Source organism: Psychrobacter sp. CX5, assembly GCF_057621535.2.
On sequence record NZ_CM177735.1, the window covers coordinates 2,872,151 to 2,897,070 of the forward strand.

21 protein-coding genes are annotated in these 24,920 nt (G+C 40.3%); 8 read left to right on the forward strand and 13 right to left on the reverse strand.

Going from position 1 to position 24,920, the window contains the following annotated elements:
* Positions 1-225: 225 nt before the first annotated feature.
* Genes AC21OG_RS11100 through AC21OG_RS11110 form a run of 3 tightly spaced genes read right to left on the reverse strand, consistent with a single transcriptional unit; the run spans position 226 to position 2,592 of the window.
* Positions 226-969 (reverse strand): amino acid ABC transporter ATP-binding protein, encoded by a 744-nt coding sequence (locus tag AC21OG_RS11100; RefSeq protein ID WP_487376718.1) that lies wholly within the window; start codon positions 967-969, stop codon positions 226-228.
* A gap of 40 nt (positions 970-1,009) precedes the next feature.
* Positions 1,010-1,747 carry an amino acid ABC transporter permease gene (locus AC21OG_RS11105; protein WP_487376719.1) on the reverse strand — a complete coding sequence of 246 codons (738 nt, stop codon included), beginning with the start codon at positions 1,745-1,747 and terminating at the stop codon, positions 1,010-1,012.
* Complete coding sequence (locus tag AC21OG_RS11110; RefSeq protein ID WP_487376720.1) at positions 1,744-2,592, reverse strand: amino acid ABC transporter substrate-binding protein; 849 nt, start codon at positions 2,590-2,592, stop codon at positions 1,744-1,746. Before AC21OG_RS11110 ends, AC21OG_RS11105 begins: the two co-directional genes overlap by 4 nt.
* 547 nt (positions 2,593-3,139) lie before the next feature.
* Here AC21OG_RS11110 and AC21OG_RS11115 point away from each other — a divergent pair.
* Positions 3,140-4,699, forward strand: coding sequence for an L-serine ammonia-lyase (locus AC21OG_RS11115; RefSeq protein WP_487376721.1), 1,560 nt, complete (start codon positions 3,140-3,142; stop codon positions 4,697-4,699).
* A 130-nt stretch (positions 4,700-4,829) separates the two neighbouring features.
* On the opposite strand, the gene csdA is transcribed toward AC21OG_RS11115, so the two are convergent.
* The gene (gene csdA, locus AC21OG_RS11120) at positions 4,830-6,356 is read right to left on the reverse strand and encodes a DEAD/DEAH box helicase CsdA (RefSeq protein WP_487376722.1); all 1,527 of its coding nucleotides are present in this window, start codon (positions 6,354-6,356) and stop codon (positions 4,830-4,832) included.
* A gap of 480 nt (positions 6,357-6,836) precedes the next feature.
* Entirely contained in the window at positions 6,837-7,727 is an 891-nt protein-coding gene (yghU, locus tag AC21OG_RS11125; RefSeq protein ID WP_487376723.1) for a glutathione-dependent disulfide-bond oxidoreductase, read from the reverse strand.
* Between the two features lie 255 nt (positions 7,728-7,982).
* Between yghU and AC21OG_RS11130 the strand changes: the two genes are divergently transcribed.
* Together AC21OG_RS11130 and AC21OG_RS11135 are read left to right on the forward strand one after the other, a co-directional pair.
* On the forward strand, positions 7,983-8,915 hold the full coding sequence (locus AC21OG_RS11130) for an alpha/beta fold hydrolase (RefSeq protein WP_487376724.1): 933 nt from the start codon (positions 7,983-7,985) through the stop codon (positions 8,913-8,915).
* 154 nt (positions 8,916-9,069) lie between these two features.
* Positions 9,070-10,512, forward strand: a complete 1,443-nt coding sequence (locus AC21OG_RS11135) for a DHA2 family efflux MFS transporter permease subunit (protein ID WP_487376725.1) — start codon at positions 9,070-9,072, stop codon at positions 10,510-10,512.
* A gap of 75 nt (positions 10,513-10,587) precedes the next feature.
* Here AC21OG_RS11135 and AC21OG_RS11140 read toward each other — a convergent pair whose 3' ends face one another.
* Positions 10,588-11,307, reverse strand: a complete 720-nt coding sequence (locus AC21OG_RS11140; protein ID WP_487376726.1) for a YidX family protein — start codon at positions 11,305-11,307, stop codon at positions 10,588-10,590.
* A gap of 308 nt (positions 11,308-11,615) precedes the next feature.
* On the opposite strand from AC21OG_RS11140, the gene AC21OG_RS11145 reads away from it, so the two are divergent.
* The 3 genes from AC21OG_RS11145 (at position 11,616) to AC21OG_RS11155 (ending at position 15,692) form a co-directional block, all read left to right on the forward strand.
* Positions 11,616-13,901: a circularly permuted type 2 ATP-grasp protein gene (locus tag AC21OG_RS11145; protein ID WP_487376728.1), complete on the forward strand. Its 2,286-nt coding sequence runs from the start codon at positions 11,616-11,618 to the stop codon at positions 13,899-13,901.
* 3 nt (positions 13,902-13,904) lie between these two features.
* Positions 13,905-14,690 (forward strand): transglutaminase family protein, encoded by a 786-nt coding sequence (locus AC21OG_RS11150; protein ID WP_486547759.1) that lies wholly within the window; start codon positions 13,905-13,907, stop codon positions 14,688-14,690.
* 258 nt (positions 14,691-14,948) lie between these two features.
* Positions 14,949-15,692 carry a proteasome-type protease gene (locus AC21OG_RS11155; RefSeq protein ID WP_486547760.1) on the forward strand — a complete coding sequence of 248 codons (744 nt, stop codon included), beginning with the start codon at positions 14,949-14,951 and terminating at the stop codon, positions 15,690-15,692.
* Positions 15,693-15,879: 187 nt separating this feature from the next.
* On the opposite strand, the gene arsH is transcribed toward AC21OG_RS11155, so the two are convergent.
* The 3 genes from arsH to AC21OG_RS11170 all read right to left on the reverse strand — a co-directional run bounded on the left by arsH (position 15,880) and on the right by AC21OG_RS11170 (position 18,637).
* On the reverse strand, positions 15,880-16,647 hold the full coding sequence (gene arsH, locus AC21OG_RS11160; protein ID WP_487376729.1) for an arsenical resistance protein ArsH: 768 nt from the start codon (positions 16,645-16,647) through the stop codon (positions 15,880-15,882).
* A gap of 76 nt (positions 16,648-16,723) precedes the next feature.
* Positions 16,724-17,239, reverse strand: coding sequence for an arsenate reductase ArsC (locus AC21OG_RS11165; protein ID WP_487376730.1), 516 nt, complete (start codon positions 17,237-17,239; stop codon positions 16,724-16,726).
* Positions 17,240-17,347: 108 nt separating this feature from the next.
* Positions 17,348-18,637 (reverse strand): arsenic transporter, encoded by a 1,290-nt coding sequence (locus AC21OG_RS11170; protein ID WP_487376731.1) that lies wholly within the window; start codon positions 18,635-18,637, stop codon positions 17,348-17,350.
* Positions 18,638-18,889: 252 nt separating this feature from the next.
* Here AC21OG_RS11170 and AC21OG_RS11175 point away from each other — a divergent pair, with 252 nt between their 5' ends.
* Together AC21OG_RS11175 and AC21OG_RS11180 are read left to right on the forward strand one after the other, a co-directional pair.
* Entirely contained in the window at positions 18,890-19,219 is a 330-nt protein-coding gene (locus tag AC21OG_RS11175) for an ArsR/SmtB family transcription factor (RefSeq protein ID WP_487376732.1), read from the forward strand.
* Between the two features lie 141 nt (positions 19,220-19,360).
* On the forward strand, positions 19,361-20,284 hold the full coding sequence (locus AC21OG_RS11180) for a universal stress protein (protein WP_487376733.1): 924 nt from the start codon (positions 19,361-19,363) through the stop codon (positions 20,282-20,284).
* Between the two features lie 262 nt (positions 20,285-20,546).
* Here the strand turns inward: AC21OG_RS11180 and AC21OG_RS11185 are convergent, their stop codons facing one another.
* From AC21OG_RS11185 to AC21OG_RS11200, 4 genes are all read right to left on the reverse strand, one after another.
* Complete coding sequence (locus AC21OG_RS11185; RefSeq protein ID WP_487376734.1) at positions 20,547-21,269, reverse strand: sulfate/molybdate ABC transporter ATP-binding protein; 723 nt, start codon at positions 21,267-21,269, stop codon at positions 20,547-20,549.
* A gap of 103 nt (positions 21,270-21,372) precedes the next feature.
* A complete protein-coding gene (gene cysW, locus AC21OG_RS11190; RefSeq protein ID WP_487376735.1) occupies positions 21,373-22,290 on the reverse strand; it encodes a sulfate ABC transporter permease subunit CysW in 918 nt (305 codons plus the stop codon).
* 43 nt (positions 22,291-22,333) lie between these two features.
* Positions 22,334-23,224, reverse strand: coding sequence for a sulfate ABC transporter permease subunit CysT (gene cysT, locus AC21OG_RS11195; RefSeq protein ID WP_486547768.1), 891 nt, complete (start codon positions 23,222-23,224; stop codon positions 22,334-22,336).
* Positions 23,225-23,486: 262 nt separating this feature from the next.
* The gene (locus tag AC21OG_RS11200) at positions 23,487-24,617 is read right to left on the reverse strand and encodes a sulfate ABC transporter substrate-binding protein (protein WP_487376736.1); all 1,131 of its coding nucleotides are present in this window, start codon (positions 24,615-24,617) and stop codon (positions 23,487-23,489) included.
* Positions 24,618-24,920 lie beyond the last annotated feature (303 nt).

Below are 24,920 nucleotides of genomic sequence, written 5' to 3' on the forward strand. Positions count from 1 at the left end.
GTCTATTAAAGTCTATAAACGTTGATACCCTTATGAATATTCACGTTATATAGATAACTTAAGTAAACACTAATCAAACTAACTATGTATCTAATTGATTAAGACGATATCCATATCGTCTGCTTGTCGTGATCATACCAAATGAGGTTTAACCACATCATTTGATAATGTCACTTTACTATAGTACACCCTGCCAAATAACTCAATTTATGAATGACATAGTCACTAAACCTTAATACGCTGTAAAAATGCTCTGGTTCTAGGATGCTCAGAATGCTGAAACAGTTGCTCAGGAGGACCGACCTCGACGACATACCCATCTTCCATTAACATCACCACATCAGCGACATTACGAGCAAAATTAATTTCATGGGTGACAACTACCATCGTCCAACCTTCAGCTGCAAGCTGTTGCATGGTTTTTAACACCTCATTGACCAGCTCAGGATCTAGTGCAGACGTTGGTTCATCAAACAACAATAAATCAGGCTCTATCGCAAGCGCTCGTGCTATTCCCACACGCTGTTGTTGACCACCTGATAATTGAAAGGGGTATAAATCTACTTTGCCTGATAGACCTACTTTATCAAGAAGTTTTAGAGCCTTTTGCCGAGTCTTTTGTTTGTCTTCACCTTGAGCAACCACTGGCCCTAACATGAGGTTTTCTAACGCTGTCTTATGAGGAAATAAATTATACGATTGAAAGACCATGCCAGATTTTTTTTGAAGTTTGCGCATCAGCTGCTTCGATGGCTTAGCCTCAAAATCTACGTTTAAACTGCCGTCAGTAAATTCAATAACGCCCTTCTCTGGTACTTCAAGCGCATTAAGACATCTTAAAAATGTGGTTTTCCCAGAGCCAGAAGGTCCGAGTATGACCACCACACTGCCCTTTTCTATATTTAAGTCAATGCCTTTGAGTACTTCATTATCCCCAAAGGCTTTGTGAATGTTGGATATTTTAATCATTTAATTATCCTAGAAGCATCTATAGTCAATGGATAAGGCACTATTTTGCAACATAGCGGTCAAGGCGAGTCTCTAATCGGCCTTGCAGGGTACTTAATGCCAGACAAATTACCCAGTAGATCAATGCCGCTTCTGTATACACCAGCATAAATTCATAGTTACGTGCGGTGATTATCTGAGCCTGTTTAAACATCTCGGTAACCAAAATTAAAGAGGCCAATGAGGTGTCTTTAACCAAACTAATAAACGTATTGGACAGTGGCGGTACGGAGACACGTAGTGCTTGCGGTAAGACCACATGGCGGAACGTTTGTAAGTAGGTAAGCCCGACGGTAGACCCCGCCTCCCACTGACCTTTCGGAATGGATAAAATAGAGGCACGTACCGTTTCAGACGCGTAAGCACCTATATTGAGTGAGAAAGCGATAATCGCAGCAGGAAAAGGTTCTAACTTAACCCCAATACTTGGTAATCCATAGAAAATAATAAACAACTGCACCAGCATTGGGGTGCCACGTATCGCAGAAACATAGATACGCGCTAACCGATAGGCTATCTTATGCCAAAGTGCTTGCCTAGGGACTACTCGTATTAACGCAACCACCAAGGCTATCGCCATTCCGAGTACAAATGACGCAATGGCCAAAGGGATTGAGTAATAGATGGCCCCTTTGAGCATTGGCCAAAAGGAATGAATAACGATATCTGCCCGCTCAGGTGACATAAATGGCAACACTGCGAGCAGATTTTTTAGTAACTCTAGCAAAGTTGAGATCATTGTTTACTAATATCCTCACCAAAGAACTCTTCACTTAAGCGAGTTAGAGTACCGTCTTCATGTAATTCTTGCATGGCGGTATTTAACTTTTGAACGACCTCATCGTTGCCTTTTAACAATACAAGACCTGATCCTGTTTGCTCTTCTTTTGGCGCTTTAAGTTTGATCTCTAAATCACTGTTAGGGAATTTCTTCAAATAATCAAGCACCGCAAGATTGTCATTAATGGTGACATCTGCACGTCCCTGTTTAACCAGCTCAATGGCCTGTGCCATCCCTTCAACAGGGACAATCTCAGCACCATATTTCTCAGCCAATTCACCATAATTACTGCTTAAAGACTGAGCAGACTTCATCCCTTTTAACGACTCCCACGCGTTAAACCGATTGTCTGACTTTGGCGCCAATACAACAGCACCAGACCAGCTATACGCGTCTGCTTTATCATACTTAGCCTTACGCTCTGGCGTGGTCAAGCTCACTTGGTTTGCCACCATATCAAAACGTTTGGCATCTAAACCTGCTAACATGGCATCCCACTGAGTTTCTTTAAAGTCAACTTTCACACCCAGTTTATCAGCCACTGCACGAGTCACTTCAACGTCATAACCGGTGAGTTTGTTTTGTTCATCATGGTAAGTATATGGAGGATAAGTGCCTTCTGTGCCCACATTGATAACACCGCCATTATTGATACGGGTTAACAAGTCTGATTCAGTGTTAGCGTTAGTAGCGCTCGCTTCATCCGAAGGTGTTTGGTTACAAGCGGCGAGCAATACTGCACTAGTCATCAGCGCTGTTAACGTCTTAAACGTGGATACCGCATTTATTGAAGTGAATGTCATAATGAATCCTTAATAAGTTAAAAGGTGTTTAAAGTAAAAATAAGTAATGAAGTAAAGGTTGTAAGCTATAAACGTTAAAAATTGAATAGGTTAAACATATTAAAAAATGATACTAGGGTCTGTTGATGGGCATCTACAGTAAGTTTTCAAGTGATTAGATTATTCCAAAATGGTATAACTATGACTTAAACCCACCTATAAATGAGAGACAAGGTAACCGAGCGCAAGTTTTACTGTAGTAGGCTTAGTGAGGTTAACGCTTTAGCTCTTTAGTTTGCCTACGACTATACATAAGTCTAACGCTTGAGTGGTTATAGTATCAGTCAACTATTCGTTATAATACCCCACAATATTTGTTATAGCTCAATTTGTTATATCTCCACTTAAATAAACTATTTTGATATTTCATTTGGACTCATGCAGGTCACTGCATTTTAATGCTGCTGAAGCATTAACAATTTTTGTAACCGCATCCAAAGTATAAGTTTCCGTCAAATTTAAAAATAAAAGTTAAAAATAAAAGTTAAATCGAAGCAAGGATTTCATAATGATTAGTTTATTCGATATGTTCAAAATTGGAATCGGCCCATCAAGCTCCCATACTATGGGGCCGATGGTCGCTGCTGGCATGTTTATCGAAGAGTTAAAGTCGCATATTGAATTTAAAGACATTAAACGGGTAAAAGTCGATTTATATGGTTCACTTGCCTCTACCGGCAAAGGCCACGCGACTGATACAGCGTGTATTTTGGGATTATTGGGTTTTAAAGCCAATTTGATTGATACTACCAAAGTCACTGAATATTTATCGCCCGTACTTAACGACCATGTTTTAAACTTAGCTGGACAGCATAATATTGACTTTGATTACGAGACTGATATTGTTTGGCATCCCCAAACCAGTTTACCACACCACCCTAATGGTCTTAGCTTTACCGCCTTTACCTATGAGGGCAGCCGTACAGAAAAGAATACTCAAGATATTGAGGTATCTCATACTATAAATAATCAGGATAAGGGTCTAGCGGTTAGCAGAACTTACTATTCAATCGGTGGTGGGTTTGTCGCTACCGCAGAGGAGCTTGATAATCCCACCGCAGAGAATTTAGCAGACACTCATAATTCTCATGCTGCCGATAGTGTGGCAATAACCAGTGACAGTACTGTGCCCTACCCTTTTACAAATGGTAATGAGCTTTTGGAACAATGCGAAAAGCATAATTTGACTATCAGTGACATTATGTTGGCCAATGAGCTGTCATTGCGTGACGAGGAGACCATTTATCAATATCTAGATGATGTCTGGGAAGTAATGCAACAATGCGTTAAAAATGGCTGTGAAGGCAATGGTGTATTGCCTGGGGGTCTGAATGTTAAACGACGTGCCAGAACGCTCTATCAACAGCTACTTAGTGAGCTTGATCATCCAAAGAATCACAGTGATAAGTTAATGGCGATGGATTGGGTTGATTTATTTGCGCTAGCGGTTAATGAAGAAAATGCAAATGGTGGACGTGTCGTCACTGCCCCGACCAATGGTGCTGCTGGTATCATCCCAGCGGTACTCCACTATTATCGTGACTTTATATCTCATTATAGTCTGCAAGGGGTTCGTGAGTTTTTATTAACGGCCGCAGCTATCGGCACTATTATTAAACAAAATGCCTCAATCTCTGGTGCAGAAGTAGGCTGTCAAGGTGAAGTGGGCTCTGCATGCGCTATGGCAGCGGCAGGTCTTGCTCATGTCATGGGATTGACTCCCTCGCAGTGCACCAATGCAGCTGAGATTGGTATTGAACATAATTTAGGTCTAACCTGTGACCCAATCGGCGGATTGGTACAAATACCTTGTATTGAGAGAAATGCAATGGGTGCTGTTAAAGCAATCAACGCCGCACGGCTGGCAAGCCGAGGTGATGGTGAACACCATGTGTCACTGGATAAAGCTATTGCAACGATGAAAGCCACGGGAGCGGATATGATGGATAAGTATAAAGAGACGGCGATGGGCGGGCTTGCGGTGCATGCTTATAACCCTAATGATGGCAGCATAGATGGCTCACGTATTGAAATGGTTGAGGTCGGTGTAGGCTATCCGCAGTGTTAAAGATAATATCGTTTTTTATTTATTTGAGTTTTTTATAACGTTTAAACCAAAAAAGACCAGCTTCAAATGAAGCTGGTCTTTTTTATGCTATCTAGGATTCAGATAGCGTATATAAAAGCTGCTTTAGCAATTAACCGTTGCTGCTGCGACGTGCTGGACGGCCTTCGCCTGAGCGAGAGGGACCACCACGGCGTTGACCACTCGGTTTGCCTGCGCCACCTGAACCGGCTGGTTTACCACCAAAGCGGCGACCTGCAGGTTTGTTGTCAGAATTACCAGAGCGTGCGCCTTCACTGTTAGAGGTCTTACCACGATAGCCACCGCCACCATTACCACCACGGCGATTACCAGCACCAGGACCACCACGGCGATTGCCACCACGACCACGTTTAGAGTCAGAACCTACTTTCATATCTTTGGTGTTTTTCTTAGGTTCCATGCCTTCTATTTCTAGAACAGGCATTGTACGTTTAAGATAACGGTTGATTGCTTCTAGCTGTGGACGATCATCAATGCTACAGATGTTAATAGCGATACCTGTACGTCCAGCACGACCACTACGACCGATGCGATGCACGTAATCTTCTGTTTGACGGGGTAAATCATAGTTAAATACGTGAGTGATACCGCTCACATCAATACCACGAGCAGCAACGTCGGTTGCAACTAGTATGGTAATTTTACCCGCTTTTAAGTCATTAATGATACGAGTACGTTTCGCTTGTGGCAGGTCACCATGTAAGAAACTGGCTTTATGGCCTTGCTCTTTTAAGCTTTTTGCCAATGTCTCACAGCTACGCTTGGTCGCTGCGAATACGATAGCTTGATTAACGTCTTTTTGAGTCAATAGCGTATCAAGTAAACGATTTTTATGATTAAAATCATCTGCATAATAGACAGATTCATCAATGTGAGCCGTTTCAACTTTAATAGCGATACGTTCAGGGTTGTTAGTAAAGCTGGCTGCGATTTTGCCGACCGGTCCATCCCATGTAGCAGATGACATAATCGTTTGACGAGTTTTAGGCGCCGCTTTCATGACTTTTTCGATATCATCAGCAAAGCCCATGTCAAGCATGCGATCGGCTTCATCAAGAATTAGAATATCTAATTGTGATAAATCAATACGGCCTGAGTTCATGTGATCGATGAAACGACCTGGCGTTGCGATAATAACCTGAACACCTTTATTAAGTGCACGAATCTGACCACCGTAAGGAGCGCCACCAACTAAGGGTACACTAAAGATGTTACGAGTTTTTGAGCTATATTGACGTACGCTATCGCTTACTTGGTTAGCAAGTTCACGCGTTGGCGTTAAGATCACGGTGTGAACAACTTTATTAGTGGCTTTTTCACGAATGATTTTGTCAAGCATGGGAAGTACGAATGCAGCAGTTTTACCACTACCCGTTTGTGCAGATAGTAATAAGTCACGACCCGCCATAGCAGGTGGGATTGCTTGTGCTTGAATTGGGGTTGGCATTTCATAGCCACTTGCGGTTAGCGCATCGATAAGCTCAGGCGCTAGCTCTAAATCGACAAAGCTTAGATCGTCGTCAGTTTTAATGACGCCTTGAGCTTCATCGGTCGCAGTGTTTAATGCGTTATCAAGAGGATTAGAAGTATTAGTGTTTGAGTTGTCTAAATTCGACATAAATGTGTGTCCATTTTTTTACTGGCACTATATTACTTTGCCAATGCTGATGGCAAATAGTGAACAGTTAGAAGTATAAGGCACAACACAGATAAGCGTTAATTAAATTGTACATCCGATGTACAGTTTAGCAACGTATTTTGGTGGTTGTTACCGTGAGTTTATTAGCCGGTATGACACTTATTTTTTAATAAATCATTTTATAAAAAAATTATGTAATTTAAGACTTTAAGTCTACTGTTTCATAATGTCATGAATTTGGCTAATAGCAAAATCATCGGCAACAATTTTAAAAGGTGTCTTCTCCAGACGACAATTGCGGGCGATGTTATCAATCAGCAAGGCGCATATTATAACACAACTAATTTTAATAGGTGGATTATTTTAAATTATCTTTTTAAAGTCAGTCACCTACCGTTTTTTGTCTGTATTGATGACACTATATTTAGTCAATAGTGTTAGCCAGTTTATTTTGAATCTTTAACTGTCTTTAATAGGTGTCAATTCAAGCGCAACTGCCCTCTTTACAGCTGGACGGTCGGCTATTTTATTAGCCCATCGCTGTAAATGAGTATAACTTTGCACATCTAAGAACGTTCCTGCATTGTCATATAGCTCATCAAGCGCCAAACGTCCATACCACGGCCAGATAATCATATCGGCGATAGAGTAGCACGCCTCCCCGTCACCTAACATGTATTCATTATTCGCGAGGTGCTTATCCAAAACATCTAATTGACGTTTGGTTTCCATGCTAAATCTATCAATCGGATACTGCATTGGATATGGCGCGTAGTTATAAAAGTGACCAAATCCACCACCGACATAAGGGGCGCTTCCCATTTGCCACATTATCCAGCTTAAGCAAGTCGCTCGTTCATTGGGATTATCAGTCGCCAAAGGTATAAATCTTTCAAACTTCTCAGCCAAATACATCATTATTGCGCCAGACTCAAAGACATTCACAGGGACATTTTGATTGGTATAATCAACTAAAGCCGGAATTTTAGAATTTGGATTAATCTCAACAAAGTCTGAGCCAAACTGATCACCTTCCATGATATTAATTAAGAAGGCATCATACTCCGCCCCATTCACCCCCAACTCCGCCAATTCTTCAAGCAAGATGTTTATTTTAACGCCATTGGGTGTGTTAAGTGAGTATAGCTGTAGGGGGTTTTTGCCTTTTGGTAGGGTTTGATGCTGTCTTGCCCCAGCTGTTGGTTTATTGGTGTTGGCAAACTTGCCGCCGTTGCCTTCCACAGGTTGCCATACTTTTGGAGGTGTATAGGCAGTATGGTTAGTAGTGGTTTGATTGGCTGATTGATTAGTAGGCTGGCTGTTTGACTCATTAATAGAAGTGGTATTCATAATTTATCCTTATTGTGAGGTTGTATTTTTTAGTTGTTATTAGTTTATATTGGCTAGTTTTTTAATTCTTGTCTTTTCGTATTATGATAATCTAATACAACTTAACATTAATTTAGGTAATATTAATTAAAAAAATTTGATTAATATGCTGTATGTCTAGTCATTATGATATATATAGGAGAAGTTATATAGAAGACCTATTATAAAACTATACTTGAATACTCACATTTAAAACAAGATTAAGGACAATCTATCGTGACACGTTTTCAATTTGAAACCACAAATGGCGCCTACCCTGTTAATGTCAATATTAGCACCCCTTCCTCGGATCACATTGCTGATTACAGTACTCAAAATAACAGTGCTCAAACTACCAATTATCAAAATGACAGTACTCAAAATAACAGTGTTCTAAATTACGGAGCTGAACATAGTGATGAGAGCAGAGCGTCAAAAACAACCCTTATCATGCTTAATGCGCTGGGCGTAACCATAAAAAAATATGACAAGCTTATAAAGGGGCTGACTGAAAAAGGGTTTACTGTTATCAGTGCCGATTATCCAAATTGTGGTGAAAATAAACCACATATAAAACGGGGCATTGATTACGGCTACGATGAACTGGTGAATCATTTTGTTCATGATTTGGTTCAAAAAGCCAAAGAATATGCGCCAAATAACGATATCGTATTAGTAGGTCATAGTTTGGGTGGGCATCTCGGTACTATTTATTCAGCCATTCACAATGTACCAATTATAGGTATCGCTTGTGGTAGTACCCATTATAAAAGCTGGCGGGGTCGTGGACGTATTAGAATATTGTCAGCGGTTGCCGTCATTCAAGGTTTGATAAGACTTTATGGATTTCTACCAGGTTATAAGATAGGTTTGGGAGAGCGTGAAGCCAAAACGATGATGCACAATTGGTGCAGAATCGCTCTTACGAATAAATTTGATTTTATAACTCAACAAATGGATAGTAATAAAGGCCGTGGTTTATATATTAACATTATTGGCGATGACTTTGCTCCCTTAACAGCCACCCAAAAACTCGCCGATCTTTGTGCAACTTCTAATATTGTCAGAGTCAAGCTAGATGACGATCTTAAAGGTAATCAGCACGGCATTTGGGTTAAAAGACCAGATAAAGTGATTGAGGCTATGTATGAAAATTTGAAGTCAGTTTGAAGTTAGTAACTGACTAGTTTGCATAAGGTTAATTTTAAATATCAAGCCTAGTATCAGCGCACTAACATTAACACTAAATAGTTGAAGAAGGTGTCATGATAATATAGACAATTGTTTATTCCCAATAAATAAACCTAAATATTTAGGTCTTCTTATGTCTAATAATTCATCAAGCTCAACTACTTCAAATATAGCGTCACCAACTCAAGATACTGATCCAAAAGTCAAACTCACGCCTAAACAAGAAAAGTTCCTGCCCTTTGTCATGGCAGTGGCTTTGTTTATGCAGATTCTAGACGCCACTATTCTTAATACGGCATTGCCACGAATGGCTGTTGCGCTCGGTGAGTCGCCCTTAAAAATGCAGTGGGCGGTGATTAGTTATGCTCTAACTCTCGCTATTTTTATTCCAGTGAGTGGCTATCTTGCTGATAAATTCGGTACTCGAAAGGTATTTTTTGCATCTCTTATTATTTTCAGTATGGGGTCATTGTTTTGTGCGTTGTCTCCAACGCTTGATATCTTAGTCGCTTCAAGAGTCATACAAGGTATCGGCGGTGCAATGATGACACCCGTTGCTCGGTTGATTTTATTTAAGTCTTTTCCTCGGAATAAACTACTGACCGTTATGAATTATGCGGTAATACCCGCTCTTATCGCCCCATTAATCGGTCCATTGGTTGGTGGCTATATCGTAGAGTATGCCAGCTGGGAATGGATTTTTTTGATTAATATTCCCATGGGTGCTTTAGGACTGGTACTTGCACTAAAATTTGCGCCTGATTTATTTGAGAAAGTAGCGAAATTTGATTGGTTAGGTTTTGGATTATTTGCCTCTGCAGCCGCTTTATTAACTTTAGCGGTTGAGATGATTTCACGTCCTGAAGACACCGCACTTGCAATAGGATTTATTATATTAGGACTATCACTATTATTTGGTTATGCCGCTCATGCCAGACGACATGCTGCACCTTTATTTCCATTATCATTATTTTCAGTGCGAACCTTTAAAGTCGGGATTATTGGTAATTTATTTACCCGCTTAGGTATCAGTGGCGTTCCTTATCTTCTACCTTTGTTATTACAGGTCGCTTTTCACTATACCCCTTCTCAAGCAGGCTGGTTACTCATGCCTATTGCCGCAGGTTCAATGGTTGTAAAGCCTTGGGTTAGCCCCATCATTCGTAAATTCTCTTATCGTAAGGTATTACTTTCCAATACAACTCTATTGGGTATTTTGATCATTATGATAGGACAGTTTGACGCCAGTATGCCTTGGTACTTTATAGCTCCTATTTTATTTGTCATGGGGGGCTGTAACTCTTTACAATTTAGTGCGATGAACACCATTACTATTGGGGATTTAAAAGGGACTCAGACCAGTAGTGGTAATAGTTTGATGGCGGTAAACCAGCAGTTGGCGATGAGTTTTGGACTGGCGTTCGGTGCGGCAGTGTTGGTCATCTTTAATGATCGCTTTAACTTTGAAACCACGACCGCATTTACCAGTACCTTCTGGGTAATGGGTATCATCACAATTTTGTCTGGCTTGTATTTCCTGCGATTAAATACTGATGACGGACAAGGCATGTATTAAACGTTAATTTTCGTCATATAGTATTAAGGGGCAATATTAATATTTATTTGGGTGAGATTATCGCAACTTTTCTGATCACAATCCGCCTAGATTTTTTCCTATCATTAATAATTGTAAAGGGATATTAATAGCTTCAATGACCACTCCTCTAGGGATGACCCCTACTTCAGCTTGGTTTGGCAGCCTTTCCTTATTTAACGTTCGAATGACTGCTGCTACACCGTTATCCAATTTATAACTACTTTGAGCAGTCGCTAATGGCTGGTACATACCGCCTTCTAAATAAATTTGGCACTCATACTCTAAGATCAATTCCGATTGAATCGTTGAAGGGTTTTGCAGGTTCGTCTCATTGTTAAGACAAAGCGATCTGAAACCTGATTGTGCAATCATTTTAAAATCATCAGAAGAAGCGGTAAAAGTGACATTTAGAGTTATTTTAACGCTGTTGTCAGGGTATTTATCAATCAAAATCGGTTGTTTTAATTGTACGTTATGAGCGTTTAATGTCATTAACCGCTCAAGAGCCTCGTCACCTGATGAAATTAAGTAAGAGTAATTATCTCCCATTAGCACCATGCCCTTTTGCCTTACGCCTTGATACATCGGATATCCAATATTACGAATAACATCTGTAGGCGCATCGTCATAACTAGTATCGCTATCTTCAATATTATTTTTATTTAAGGATACACAACCACTCATAAATAGAGTTAATATAGTAATCACTATTATAAATGTGGCTTTAAAATTTAGAGCATTTAAATAACTCGATTTATGGTTTATTTTTAACATTATACTCCTTTGGTGCTAGTAGAGATCCATCGTCATACTATTATTGTCACATTATGACTAAAATTTTATAAAGGCTAAATATTTATAATTTGTTCATACGTTGTACATATTTCGTCTATATTAGCGTATCGCCATCTTAATTTTCATTACTGGTCATTTTAATACAGTATTTGGAATGAACTTTGCAAGTTCTATACTAAGGTTAAGTTCCTAAACAATATTAGATTTCTCTTACTTTAATCGATATTATAATATTAATAATGAGTAAGTAAGGATACAAAGGCTTTAGACTTTAAAGGAAGTTAATTATGTCTTCAAAAGCATCTTCAAAAAATAGCACGCAGTCTCAAACGCAAACCCAAACCCAAACAAAGTCAGAATATCCAACTGAATTTACAAAGCGACCTAGCTATGATGAGCTAAAAGCCAGTGACTCAGAGTATCGCGATGTTGCAAAGCAAGTAGGAGACTGGTTAGAAAGCTCTAACCTTGATGAGCTGACTCAATATAATGACAAAGCGGCCGATATATTCTATAGGAAAGGCGTAACCTTTACAGTCTATAGCGATGCACAAAATATTGAACGGATGATACCTTTTGACATTATCCCAAGGATAATCAGTCTAAGTGAATGGCAAACGGTTGAAAAGGGCTGCAAACAACGAATAAATGCGTTGAATATGTTCTTGGATGATATTTATCATGAGCAGCATATAATGAAATCTGGCGTCGTACCAGAGTCTTACGTCTTTGCCAGTGGTTGCTATGAGCCGTGGATGATGAACATCAAATTAGACAAACCTATCTATTCGCATATCAGTGGCATTGACTTAATTCGTGATGAAGATGGCAGGTTTTGTGTGTTAGAAGACAATTTGCGTACACCATCTGGTGTGTCTTATATGCTTGAAAGTCGTAACATATCTAAAATGCTACTACCTGAGCTATATCAAGCTGCTTCTGTCTTAAGCGTCGATGATTATCCGCAACGTCTTAAAGCTTGTTTGGCAAGCTCTACCGATAAGTACGATCCTCAAATCGTTATTTTAACACCGGGCAGATTTAACAGTGCTTATTATGAGCATGCCTACTTAGCAAATGAGATGCACGTGCCCTTGGTTCACGGCTACGATTTAATCGTTGAAGATAGCAAAGTGTACATGCAAGGTATTCGCGGTAACGTTCAGGTTGATATTATTTATCGCCGTATTGATGATCCTTTTTTAGATCCCCTTGCCTTTAAGTCTGATTCGATATTAGGGGTTTCAGGATTGATGAGTGCCTACCGCGCAGGGAATGTGGTCATTGTCAATGCCCCAGGTACTGGTGTCGCAGATGACAAAGGGTTATATCCGTTTGTACCCGATATGATTAAATTTTATCTTGATGAAGATCCTATTTTACCAAATGTCACTACGTACCAATGCCGCAAGCCTGATGATCTCAAGTATGTGTTGAGCAATCTTGACAAACTGGTGGTCAAAGAGACTCAAGGCTCCGGAGGGTATGGAATGCTAATCGGTCCTACTTCTACCAAGCAAGAGATTGAGAATTATCGTAAGCGTTTACTTGATAATCCAGCAGGATTTGTGGCGCAGCCGACTATTTCATTGTCAACCAACCCTACAACAGTAGCTGATGGGGTATCTCCACGTCACATTGACCTACGTCCCTTTATATTAAGCCATGGCGATAATAGTGTAGATATTGTCCCAGGCGGTCTAACTCGGGTTGCGATGGTTGAAGGATCGCTGGTGGTTAACTCATCCCAAGGTGGCGGTGTTAAAGATACTTGGATTGTCGATGACTCAGTTAGCAAATCAAACAATAGCAGCCTACTAAATGACACTAAAGATTTAATTATTGACTCTATCGCGGCACGTCATACCTATCGCAATGTGACCGCATATCCTGTTGAAGTGGGTTATGAGAGTAATGATGATGCACCAATGATACTGCTATTGTCTACTGCCAATCATCTTGTTTGGTTGGGTAGATATAGTGAACGATTGCACTATTACGATGCGGTAATGAATAAACTTATTAAAAATGAGCTAAACGATGCCGATATTAATAAACTTGTCCATCATCTGGGCTTTAATGCTGATAGTTCGCAAAACGATTATTACAACGCACAGTCCGCCATACTAGGTGTCTTGCAAGATTTAGAAAGCGTAAAAATACCAAGTGTTATCGAGGCGATTGAAGCCAATGTACAAGAAGCAAAAGGTGTACTTGGTAAAGATACCGCTGAGTTATATAACTTAATTAAACGTCTATCCAGTGCTGGCACTTACCGTGCGGCAACCCTTCAGCTTAAGGCGTGTAACGCTGCTATGAAGCAAGAGCATCCTACGGTCACCTGCTTTTGGCAACTGGGCCGCTACTTTGAAGAGTTAGAACGCATGGTGTTATTAGGCGAAGAGGTTACGGATATCTGTATCCACTTTAAAGAGTGTGTGAACAACTTACCGCAAAATACACGATGGAGAGAGCTGATTCGATTGACCAATCAGTTAATGCAGTCACAAGCATATGATGAATACAGTCAATTAAGTCAAGAATTCAACTCTTTACTACAGCAGGGTGTATAGACTATGAAACTTAATATTAATCATCAAACGAATTATTATTATGCAGAGCTTGCTCAGCGAAGTGTGCAATACATAAGAATGTCGCCCATGCATTTACCACATCAAACGGTGCACGAATGGACGGTCATGTTACCGAAACTCGCCACTTCTTTAAAGGATGGCTTTGGCAATACTTGGTTCACATTAAGTCGTAATGAATTGCATGATAATTTACAGATGCAAGCATCTGGCATCGTTGAAATTGATACGTCAACTCAAAGCATCCAAGATACCGGAGAGATCCCTTATTTACTGTTCACCGTTCAAACACCCTTGACGATCTGCTCAACACAAATGCGTGAATTTGCTTCTCCTTATTTAACCTCACCGAATCATGACAGTCTTATAGAGTTTGCAAAGGCACTTATTTCTCAAATGCCTTACACGCCTAATGTAACGCATGTTGGGACGACTGCTAAAGAAAGTTTTGAGATAGGTGCAGGTGTTTGTCAGGACCATACTCATGTGTTTTTAGGTTGCCTAAGAGACTTTCTCATTCCAGCGCGCTATGTGTCTGGTTATATTTATGATCCTGATCAAAATCATATGTCAAGTCACGCTTGGGCTGAAGCGTACCTAGATGGATATTGGTATACCTTTGATATCTCAAACCAATTATTTACGCCTAGTAATCATGTTTATGTGGCCATAGGGCGTGATTATCTGGATGCTGCACCCGTTCGCGGTGTCCGTATCGGTGGTGGTTATGAAAATCTGTATAGTCAAGTCATGGTAAATCGCATAAATTAAGAGCGATGCTATCTCTTAACGTTATACTGAAACGAACATACAATAACTAACAAATCTTGGCTATTAAATTATTAAAATTTGATTAAAATGCGCTTCAGTTTATTTGCTTTAGGGTACTTTAGAGTTCACTTATCTATTTAAACTAAGTTTTATAGCGTTATGATAGCGTTGTTATAGCGTTTTTAGCTAGATTCCTAAATTGTGAACTTAAAACCTAGCAGTTAGCCCCTCACCCCCTACTCTATTATTAGGATTTATATGACATATTGTGCTGCATTAAGAATAAAAGACGGTATGGTATTCGCAAGTGATACTCGTACAAATGCCGGTGTTGATCATATCTCTACGTTCCGTAAGTTATATACTTATGGTATTGACGGTGAAAGAAGTATTGTGATTCAAACGGCAGGTAGCCTTGCCACATCGCAAGCCGTTTTTACCAAACTACAAAATGCAATTGATCAGCGCCTTGATCAGAATTTATTGACTGTATTGACGTTGTTTGATGCCGCCGAGATGGTTGGTGAGTTAGTCCGAGAAGTTATTGCTAAAGCTCAAAATGTTGCCAACGACGATGTTAGCTCAACCTTTGACAGTACCTTCTTATTAGGGGGTCAGATTAACGGACAGAAGTCAGAGTTGTATATGATTTACCCAGAAGGTAACTGTATTCGAGCGTCAGAAGATACCCCTTTTTTTCAGTTAGGTGAAAGTAAATACGGCAAACCCATTTTGGATCGTTCGGTTAAGTTCGATATAGATTTACATCATGCTGCCCAAGCGCTCATGTTGTCTTTTGATTCAACCATCCGCTCAAATTTATCTGTTGGTATGCCCATCGATATGGTTATTTACAAAAATGACAATTTTAAAAAACCTATTATTCGCCGTATATGTGAAAATGATGAGTATTTTAGTGAGTTAAGCAAGCTGTGGTCTGAAGCCTTATCTAATACATTACTGGGCCTTCCAGACTATCCTGAAGATTACTGGAAAGTTTAAAATGTTTGATTGATCTATAATAATTTAAGTTCAATTGGTTGTAATATAAAAATGAACCCTCTTAATCAAAAAGGGTTCATTTTTAGTTAGAAAATGTTTTTCTATTTTGAGCAATTTTTAACTTATAATGTTTAGTGTTTAGATGTTTTTTTGGTTAGGCTATTTTATTTAATTTAGTTTATGATATTTAAAGGTCGTTTTGATTAACCCGCTTCATCAATTCTTCAGCGCTCTCCACCCTTTCAGAATATCTATCGACTAAATATTCGGCATTATCCCGGGTTAATAGCGTAAATCTTATTAACTCCTCCATCACATCAACAATACGTAGATAGTACCCTGACGGCTTCATGCGTTTAATCGTATTACCGTGTGTGTCTTCAGTGTCTTCAAATTCTAAGAAAGCTTTGGGTACAGAGGACTGGTTAGGGATAGTAATCATCCGCATCCAACGCCCCAATATTCGCAGTTGATTGACCGTGTTAAAAGACTGCGAACCGCCATTGACCTGCATCACTGCTAAGGTCTTACCTTGAGTCGGTCTGACAGCGCCGATTGATAAAGGTATCCAGTCAATTTGTGACTTCATAATGCCAGTCATCGCCCCATGGCGTTCGGGGGAACACCAAACCATACCCTCACTCCACTGAACCAACTCTCTTAGCTCAGCCACTTTCGGATGACTGATGTCCTCACTATCAGGTAAGGGTAATCCTTGTGGATTGTAAATCTTGGTTTCAGCACCCATAGCATACAATATACGTGCACACTCCTCTACCACTAAACGGCTATAAGAGACGTCTCTTAAAGACCCATACAACAGCACAATCTTAGGCGGATGATTGCTATATGTTTTAGCAAAATCAGTGGTTGATGGTATTTGAAATTGTTCTTTTTCTATATTAGGTAGCTCAGATAAATCTAGGTTGTTAGATATTCTTGTAGAATTTAGCATAAATTTTTTATTTACTTGTTTGTTGAGTTAATTGTTTCTTTGGAGATGAAGTTTAAGGTGTATAGCGAATTTAATTTTATTTGCTTAGGCTATTTTTTAAGGCAATAAGGGCACTATGACGTTGTTTTAATGGTAAGTTGGCAATATCATTTAAGGTGGCAACTCTTTGTTCAATCATTGCTATGGTCTCGGCAAAGTTCTGTTTGGTTTGCACCGGATCATCGGTATGCTTAGAGGGATCTGCCAGTCCCCAATGCATCTTGACCATATTCGGTAAACTGCCAAGCCAGATAGGACAACTTTCGCCGGCGGCATTATCACATACCGTTACTAACAAATCAGGTTCGAAGTCGCCCATATATTCAGCGTCATCCCACGAATTACTGGTCAGACCCTCAGTCGCATAGCCTGATTCTGTCAAATACTTCACTGTCAGTGGATGCACTTTACCAGAGGGTGCACTACCCGCACTCTTAGCGATCAATCGACGTTCACCTGACTCATCGATTGCCATCTGATTGGTAATCGCTTCTGAGAGTGCACTACGGCAGCGGTTATGAGTACAGATATAGAGAATTTTTAAAGGTTTCATAAGATAAGTTACTTTAATTGATATGTGGAGTGAATTATTTATTATAAGAGTTTAATTTTTTGCTTAGGCTATTTTATCTCATTGATATTTTTCGGACCCCTTATGCCACTAACTAACAATAGGTAGCCATAGTGCCAATGCGGTCAACGTTGCTAAGAGTACCGGTACGGTCAAAACAATACCCACTTTGAAATAATACCCCCAAGTAATAACCACATCCTTACTTGCCAGCACATGCAACCATAGCAACGTTGCTAGAGAGCCAATCGGTGTAATCTTCGGCCCAAGATCCGAACCAATCACGTTGGCATACACCATGGCCTGTGTGATCATATCAGGCTGGTTGGTATCCGCTATCGCCAAAGACTGAATCAATACCGTTGGCATATTATTCATCACTGAAGACAGTCCAGCAGACATAAAGCCGGTTCCGATCGTGGCTGCCCATAGTCCTTGGTGCCCTAAAACGTTTAATGCTATCGCCAGATAATCGGTTAATCCTTCATTTTTAAGACCATAAACCACTAGGTACATACCTAAAGAGAAGATAACAACTTGCCAAGGTGCCCCTTTAATCACGGTAGTTACCGATAGCTTTTTATTAACGATTGCGGTAATCATCAATACTAGCGCACCACATCCTGCGATTAAGCTAATGGGGATACCTAATGGCTCTAGCACAAAGAATCCGACTAACAAAGCCAGTAGCACTAGCCAACCAGTATAAAAGGTAACGCTGTCTTTTATAGCCGTACTTGGCTTCGGTAAACTCGCCATATCATAGCTTGAGGGTATATCTTGGCGATAAAACATATATAACACTACTAAGGAGCTTAACACAGAGACTATATTGACCGGCACCATCACTTGCGCATAGCGATCAAAGCTAATATCAAAGAAGTCTGCTGATACAATATTGACTAAGTTTGAGACGACTAATGGCAAGCTTGCCGTATCTGCGATAAACCCTGCTGCCATGATAAACGCTAAGGTTGTGGCGGCTGAGACTCGCATCTTTAATAGCATAGCAATGACAATAGGCGTAAGAATAAGTGCCGCCCCATCATTGGCAAACAAAGCGGCGACTATTGCACCGAGCAACACAATCAATGCAAACAGTTTGTTAGCATTTCCGCCCCCTATTCTGGCAACATGAAGCGCTATCCACTCGAAGAATCCAGCTTGATCCAGCAATAAACTAATGATGATAATCGCAATAAAAGCAAAGGTAGCATTCCAAACAATATCCCAAACCACAGGTATGTCTCTAAAACTAATGACCCCGACCAGTAATGCCACCATTGCACCAATTGTGGCACTGACTCCGATACCAAGCCCCCGGGGTTGCCAAATGACCAGTACTAGGGTAAAAATAAAAATAAGGCTGGCAAGTAACATAGTGGGTCTCTATTTATAACAGGGCTTTAAAATTAAAAGGGCTCTACAGCTTAAATATTGTGGGTATGCTAGTATAAGAATCTGTACTGAGTAGACTGTTCACTTAAAAGTTTAAACTAAATTAATGACAATTATACTATATTCGGATATGTGAATATAACTTAATTACTAGAAATATAATTTTATTATTATGCCTGCTCCGATATTATGCTTACTCCATTATTTGTCTAACTCCTATAACTAAGATGCCTTATGCAACCGGTTCTATTTTTCAAAGCCTTATCTGACGCTACTCGGCTAAAGCTGGTCCTTCAAATGCGGGCACAAGACTCAGTGTGTGTTTGCGATCTCACTGAACGACTTAATCAGCCACAACCCACTATTTCCCGTCATCTTAGTCATTTACGTAAAGCGGGTATTGTCACTGCTGAGCGTCGTGGCACTTGGATGTGGTATGCCATTAATCCAGATTTGCCACAGTGGTGCTTAGATGTTATCCAATCCATTAAAACGGATGACGCTACGTTTAATAATATGCATCATGGAATAAATAATGAAATAGACAATCCATGCTGCGATTAACGCGAATAAGTGACATAAATTAATTCATAAGTCTAAGCGGTTAAGTTTAACGTTTGATTAAACCCTAAACAGACTTGATAATAAAGTTTTGCTTCTCTTTACTAGCTATGTTGTAAACTAGGAATAAAAAAGGATAGCCATATGCACCTAACAAAAAGCACAGTGTCCCATACGATCAATGGAGATAATACCGTTTTGGCGTGTATTGATGGCTCAAATGTGACTCGATCAGTCTGTGACTATGCGTCATGGTATGCCAGTGAACTAGGCTTACCGGTTAGTCTGCTACACGTGATTGATGTGCCCAAATCCAATCGTCATGATCTAAGCGGTGCTATAGGCATGGACAGCCGTAAGTCACTATTAACAGAGTTGGCCTCTTTAGATGAACAAACAGCTCGGATAGCGAACAAACATGGTGAAGCCTTATTGCATGATGCCAAAGCCCATGTATTGACTACCTTTCCGCAAGCGGAAGTTTATACCTATTTACGCCGCAGTAAACTCCTGCCTGCAATCGAGCACTTTGTAAATGACAGTCGGGTGATTATTTTAGGACGGCGCGGCCAAGATCATCAGAATGATCATGTGAATATCGGCAGTCAGATTGAAAACGTGGTCCGAGCGGTAAATCTTCCGATCATGGTATGTTCCGATGGATTTATCACGCCAGACTCTTACATGGTAGCGTATGACGGAAGTGAAACAGCCAAAAAAGCGATAAACCTTATATGCGATAACCAGATTGCCAAGAATCTAAAAGGTCACATCGTGATGGTGGACAATAAAGACACGGACAATGAAACGGCGCTATATAAAGCACAGAAGAAAATGAGTGATGCAGGATTTGATATTACCGCACACCTTATAGAAAGTAATCAGCAAGGACTTAAAAGTCACCATGACAAAGTGGTTGAAGCATTAACCGCTTTTCGGCATGAAAATGACATCAGCATGTTTGTCATCGGTGCGTATGGTCACTCAAAATGGCGTCGTCTATTGGTGGGCAGTACCACCACCAAGCTGTTAACCAAAACCACTGCCCCTGTTATTTTGCTAAGGTAATAAGATAATAAGCTAATAAAACGGCATTGCAATAATACAACTTCGCTTATTATCAGCCTATTTTTTGGAACGTTTAAACCTGGCACTAACAACCTTTAAATAACAGCCCTCAATAACATACCATCAATAATATTGTAGCCATAAAAAAGACCTGATATCTATCAGGTCTTTTTTATTGAGTAAAAATAATTCTTAGTACACTAAAAATAAACTTCATTTACTCTCAGTTGCCCTAACTAAACAAAATTTCATTACCTTTTAACTAAACCAAATCTAGGAAATCAGCCACAAAGTCACTGGCAGGATGGGAGATAAGAGCGTCTGGTGTGCCAATTTGCTCGACTGAACCATGATTCATGACCACAATCTCATCGGAGACATCACGGGCTTCTTCTTGATCATGGGTTACCATAATACTGGTAACCCCTAGCTCATGATGAATCGACTTCAGCCAAGTGCGTAGCTCTTTACGTACTTTCGCATCCAGTGCGCCAAATGGCTCATCTAATAACAACAACTTCGGTTGAACCGCTAAAGCACGTGCCAGCGCAATACGTTGACGTTGACCACCGGATAACTGATGCGGATAAGCATTGGCTAATGTTGGTAACTGAACCAACTCTAACAAATGCCCTACCCGCTGCTTGATCTCATTATTAGTGGGACGCTTATCTTTCGGTAATAACTTCAACCCAAAGGCGATATTTTCACTGATGGTTTTATGACGGAATAGCGCATAGTGCTGAAACATAAAGCCGATGTGACGCTTCTGAACTGGAGTATCGGTCACATCTTCGCCGTCGAATAAAATCCGTCCACTATCGGCATATTCTAAGCCAGCAATGATTCGTAACAAGGTCGTCTTACCACAGCCTGATGGCCCTAATAAGGTCGTCATTTTACCTGTCGGTACACTTAGCGTAATGTCTTTAAGTGCCACAAAATTGCCAAAGGATTTATGGACATGTTGAATATCTATACTCATATTTCACTCTTTTTAATTATCAATTGAGTTGCACTTTCTAACCGCTAAATCTTAAATTTTTTGAAACATTTATCTTTGACACTCAATCTTTACCACTCAATCTTTATCTCTCATTGGTTTTCGTAATGACCAATGCGGGGGCAGTTATCGGTTCACGCTTGCTACCTTTAGCAAACTTACGCGTTTGTATTTTTGTCATCACCTGCTGTATCAATAGTGTCAGTAGCGCTAATAGTGCTAACAAACTTGACAAGGCAAAAGCTGCGGTAAAGTTATACTCATTATAGGCAATCTCTACTAACAGCGGCATGGTATTGGTCTCGCCACGGATATGACCTGACACCACACTCACAGCTCCAAATTCGCCCATAGCTCGAGCATTGGTGAGTATCAAACCATATAACAATGCCCATTTAATATTGGGTAAGGTAATGTGCCAAAATACCTGCCAGCCTGATGCGCCAAGTGTTAATGCTGCTTGCTCTTCTGAGTCTCCTTGAGATTGCATTAATGGGATTAGCTCACGGGCAATAAACGGAAAAGTGACGAATAAGGTCGCCAATACAATGCCCGGCACAGCAAAGATTACCTGAAATCCCCAAGACTCTAACCAGCCGCCCATTACAGAGTTGAGTCCAAATAGTAAAACAAACATCAAACCTGCCACAACGGGTGATACCGCAAAAGGTAAGTCAAGTAAAGTAGTAACCAACTGTTTGCCTTTGAAGTTATATCTAGTGACTAACCAGGCAATCGCGATACCGATGATCATATTAATAGGTAAGACAATAGCGGCTGTTAATAAAGTCAGCTTAATGGCTGCAACGGCTTCTGCATCGGTCAATGCAGCAATATAGAGATCCCATCCGCCTTTTAATGCCTCATAAAATACGGCAAACAAAGGAATCACCAACATGACCACCATAAATAAGGTAGCCACTATTATAAATAAGCGTCTAATCCATGGCGCATCTCTGGTGGCAGCGTTGCCTTCATAATTATAACCATTGGATATTTGCATAACACTTTCCCAAATCTAATCGTATTTTATAACTCAAATGATGCTATTTGGCACCAACACGACGTGACAGTCGCCATTGAAGGATATTCATTGCCAGTAGGATCACAAACGATATCAATAACATAAATAAGGCAACCGCTGCCGCCCCTATCACTGAACCTTGTTCAAGCTTACTGATAATAATCACCGGTAATATCTGAGATTCCATCGGGATATTTCCCGCAATAAAAATTACCGATCCATATTCACCCGTCGCCCGTGCGAACATCATTCCTGAGCCCATTAATAGCGCTGGCATCAGCTCTGGCAATATCACCGTACGAAAGGTGGTTAATCGATTGGCGCCTAATACGGCAGCGGCTTCTTCATACTCAATGGATAACTCCTCAAGCACAGGCTGCACCGCGCGTACAATAAAGGGAAAACTCACTACCACCAACGCTAGCCAAATACCGATAGGTGTAAAGGCAACTTGTACCCCAATCTTCTCAAACCATTGCCCTATCAATCCATTGGGCGCATACAAAGTCGCTAGTGAAATACCTGTCACAGCCGTTGGCAAAGCAAAAGGCAGATCCACTAAGGCATTTATGATTGACTTACCCCAGAATTCATAACGCACCAATACCCAAGCCACTAATGTCCCGAACACCAGATTGGTCAACATCGCATAGAATGCCATCTTTAGTGACAATATAATGGCAGCCATAACGGTAGGCTGATTAATAGTTTCCCAAAATCCAGACCATCCCATTTGGGAGGTGGTAAATATCATCATAGCGAAAGGCAGTATCACCAACAACGACAAGCTGAGTACGGTAATACCCATTGTCAGACCAAAACCGGGTAAGACGTTACGCTGACGCAATCTTGTTAACCAAGGGCGCTTACGCTGTTGACTGACCGGTGGTGGTGTTGAGGATGGCTGGTTCATTAAACTCTCACTACATTAAATTCGGTAACGGCATTAAATTTGGATGATGGCTCTTTTTGTTAAAGGCTCTTTTGGTTAAATACGTTATTAATACAGGCTCTAGGCTAGATTAATACGTTAAGCGATATTAATAGTGCACATGCTAACAGGGCTCACTTATTAAGTTTAATGATGAATAAGGCTATCTTAGTGACTAAAAGGAATATCACAAGAAGTAATTAGATCTAACATAACACCAGCGCTTGGTGTAACTACACCTTATTTATTCCGGTACATTAACCGCTAATTGATCAAAAATAGCCCCTTCTTTAAAGAAGGTATTCATTATAGTATTCCAATTACCAAACACCTCTTCTGCTCGAAAGGTATCTATTGCCGGTAGTTTATCTCTATTCGACTCAAGTACTGACTGATCACTTGGGCGAAAATACAACTCTGCAGCCAATTGCTGGGCAGGTTTACTCCATAAATAAGACAAGTATTCATTTGCAACCTGAGTCGTGCCCTTTTTCTTGGCAACGGGTTGAATCACCGCCACTGGGTTTTCAGACTCAATGGTGTAGCTTGGATAGACTATCTCTACTTGTCCTTTGCCAAATTTGCTAGCAGTCAAATGAGCTTCATTTTCAAATGTCACTAAAACGTCGCCCATTTGACGTTGCAAAAAAGTAGTGGTGGCAGAGCGTCCGCCGCTTTCATAGACTCTGACATTTGCCAACAGTTGCTTCATGTACTGTTGGGTCTTAGCCTCATCTTGGTCAAACGCGTGGAGACCATAACCATAAGCCCCTAAGAAGCTATATCGTCCACTACCTGAGGTTTTAGGGTTGGCTATTATGATTTGCAGCCCTTGCTGAGTAAGGTCATTCCAGTCTTTAATGTGTTTAGGATTGCCCTTGCGAACTAAAAATACGGTGGTACTGGTAAAAGGGACGGCATGGTTTTGAAAAGCAGCTGCCCAGTTGTCCGCAACCAACCCTTTATCGTGAAGCTTCTTGATATCCGAACCCTGATTCATAGTAACGACATCTGCCTGCAGACCACTGGCAACGGACATCGCCTGTTTGCTTGAGCTACCGTGAGATTGACTAATTTTTAGATTCTGTTCTGGATGTAGAGATTGATAATGTTTAATAAACAAAGGATTGTATTCTTTATAAAAATCACGCGAGATATCAAAAGAGACATTTAACAACTCAACGTTTTTAGTTTCAATTGTCGTCGTACTGCCGTCGGCATTGGTAATCGTGGTACTTCGTGTTTGATTGCCACAGGCGGATAAGCTTAACCCCACACTAAGTAAAGTGGTCATTGTTGCCCATTTACTTAGTTGTAATGGTAAGTATTGAAATGGCACGCTGTGCAGTTGGCTAAGTGATAAAGGAGTTGCCATAACAGGTGTCCTATAATGCATAATAATTTGAATTCGCTTATGCTATCAGCAACCTGTTATTATAATTAGTGATATATAACCCTATCTAAATGAATGATAGGAATAAGCCTGACAAAGATAGTTTTTATTGAAATAGCTTATACAAATAGTTTTAAAAGGCACAGGCATAAAAAATGCAGCTATGATTACATAACTGCATTGATTATAGTCCTCAGCTAATTGAATCTAATACTTATATGTCATTTAGATATTAATAATTTACCCTATTTCCAAGTCTTAACGTTTGCTGGGCTAAAACAAGGT

What these genes read in the sequence shown, in the direction of transcription:
- AC21OG_RS11100 (WP_487376718.1), bottom strand. Translation starts at nt 969, where the DNA reads ATGATTAAAATATCCAACATTCACAAAGCCTTTGGGGATAATGAAGTA.
- AC21OG_RS11105 (WP_487376719.1), bottom strand. Translation starts at nt 1,747, where the DNA reads ATGATCTCAACTTTGCTAGAGTTACTAAAAAATCTGCTCGCAGTGTTG.
- AC21OG_RS11110 (WP_487376720.1), bottom strand. Translation starts at nt 2,592, where the DNA reads ATGACATTCACTTCAATAAATGCGGTATCCACGTTTAAGACGTTAACA.
- AC21OG_RS11115 (WP_487376721.1), top strand. Translation starts at nt 3,140, where the DNA reads ATGATTAGTTTATTCGATATGTTCAAAATTGGAATCGGCCCATCAAGC.
- csdA (WP_487376722.1), bottom strand. Translation starts at nt 6,356, where the DNA reads ATGTCGAATTTAGACAACTCAAACACTAATACTTCTAATCCTCTTGAT.
- yghU (WP_487376723.1), bottom strand. Translation starts at nt 7,727, where the DNA reads ATGAATACCACTTCTATTAATGAGTCAAACAGCCAGCCTACTAATCAA.
- AC21OG_RS11135 (WP_487376725.1), top strand. Translation starts at nt 9,070, where the DNA reads ATGTCTAATAATTCATCAAGCTCAACTACTTCAAATATAGCGTCACCA.
- AC21OG_RS11140 (WP_487376726.1), bottom strand. Translation starts at nt 11,307, where the DNA reads ATGTTAAAAATAAACCATAAATCGAGTTATTTAAATGCTCTAAATTTT.
- AC21OG_RS11145 (WP_487376728.1), top strand. Translation starts at nt 11,616, where the DNA reads ATGTCTTCAAAAGCATCTTCAAAAAATAGCACGCAGTCTCAAACGCAA.
- AC21OG_RS11150 (WP_486547759.1), top strand. Translation starts at nt 13,905, where the DNA reads ATGAAACTTAATATTAATCATCAAACGAATTATTATTATGCAGAGCTT.
- AC21OG_RS11155 (WP_486547760.1), top strand. Translation starts at nt 14,949, where the DNA reads ATGACATATTGTGCTGCATTAAGAATAAAAGACGGTATGGTATTCGCA.
- arsH (WP_487376729.1), bottom strand. Translation starts at nt 16,647, where the DNA reads ATGCTAAATTCTACAAGAATATCTAACAACCTAGATTTATCTGAGCTA.
- AC21OG_RS11165 (WP_487376730.1), bottom strand. Translation starts at nt 17,239, where the DNA reads ATGAAACCTTTAAAAATTCTCTATATCTGTACTCATAACCGCTGCCGT.
- AC21OG_RS11170 (WP_487376731.1), bottom strand. Translation starts at nt 18,637, where the DNA reads ATGTTACTTGCCAGCCTTATTTTTATTTTTACCCTAGTACTGGTCATT.
- AC21OG_RS11175 (WP_487376732.1), top strand. Translation starts at nt 18,890, where the DNA reads ATGCAACCGGTTCTATTTTTCAAAGCCTTATCTGACGCTACTCGGCTA.
- AC21OG_RS11180 (WP_487376733.1), top strand. Translation starts at nt 19,361, where the DNA reads ATGCACCTAACAAAAAGCACAGTGTCCCATACGATCAATGGAGATAAT.
- AC21OG_RS11185 (WP_487376734.1), bottom strand. Translation starts at nt 21,269, where the DNA reads ATGAGTATAGATATTCAACATGTCCATAAATCCTTTGGCAATTTTGTG.
- cysW (WP_487376735.1), bottom strand. Translation starts at nt 22,290, where the DNA reads ATGCAAATATCCAATGGTTATAATTATGAAGGCAACGCTGCCACCAGA.
- cysT (WP_486547768.1), bottom strand. Translation starts at nt 23,224, where the DNA reads ATGAACCAGCCATCCTCAACACCACCACCGGTCAGTCAACAGCGTAAG.
- AC21OG_RS11200 (WP_487376736.1), bottom strand. Translation starts at nt 24,617, where the DNA reads ATGGCAACTCCTTTATCACTTAGCCAACTGCACAGCGTGCCATTTCAA.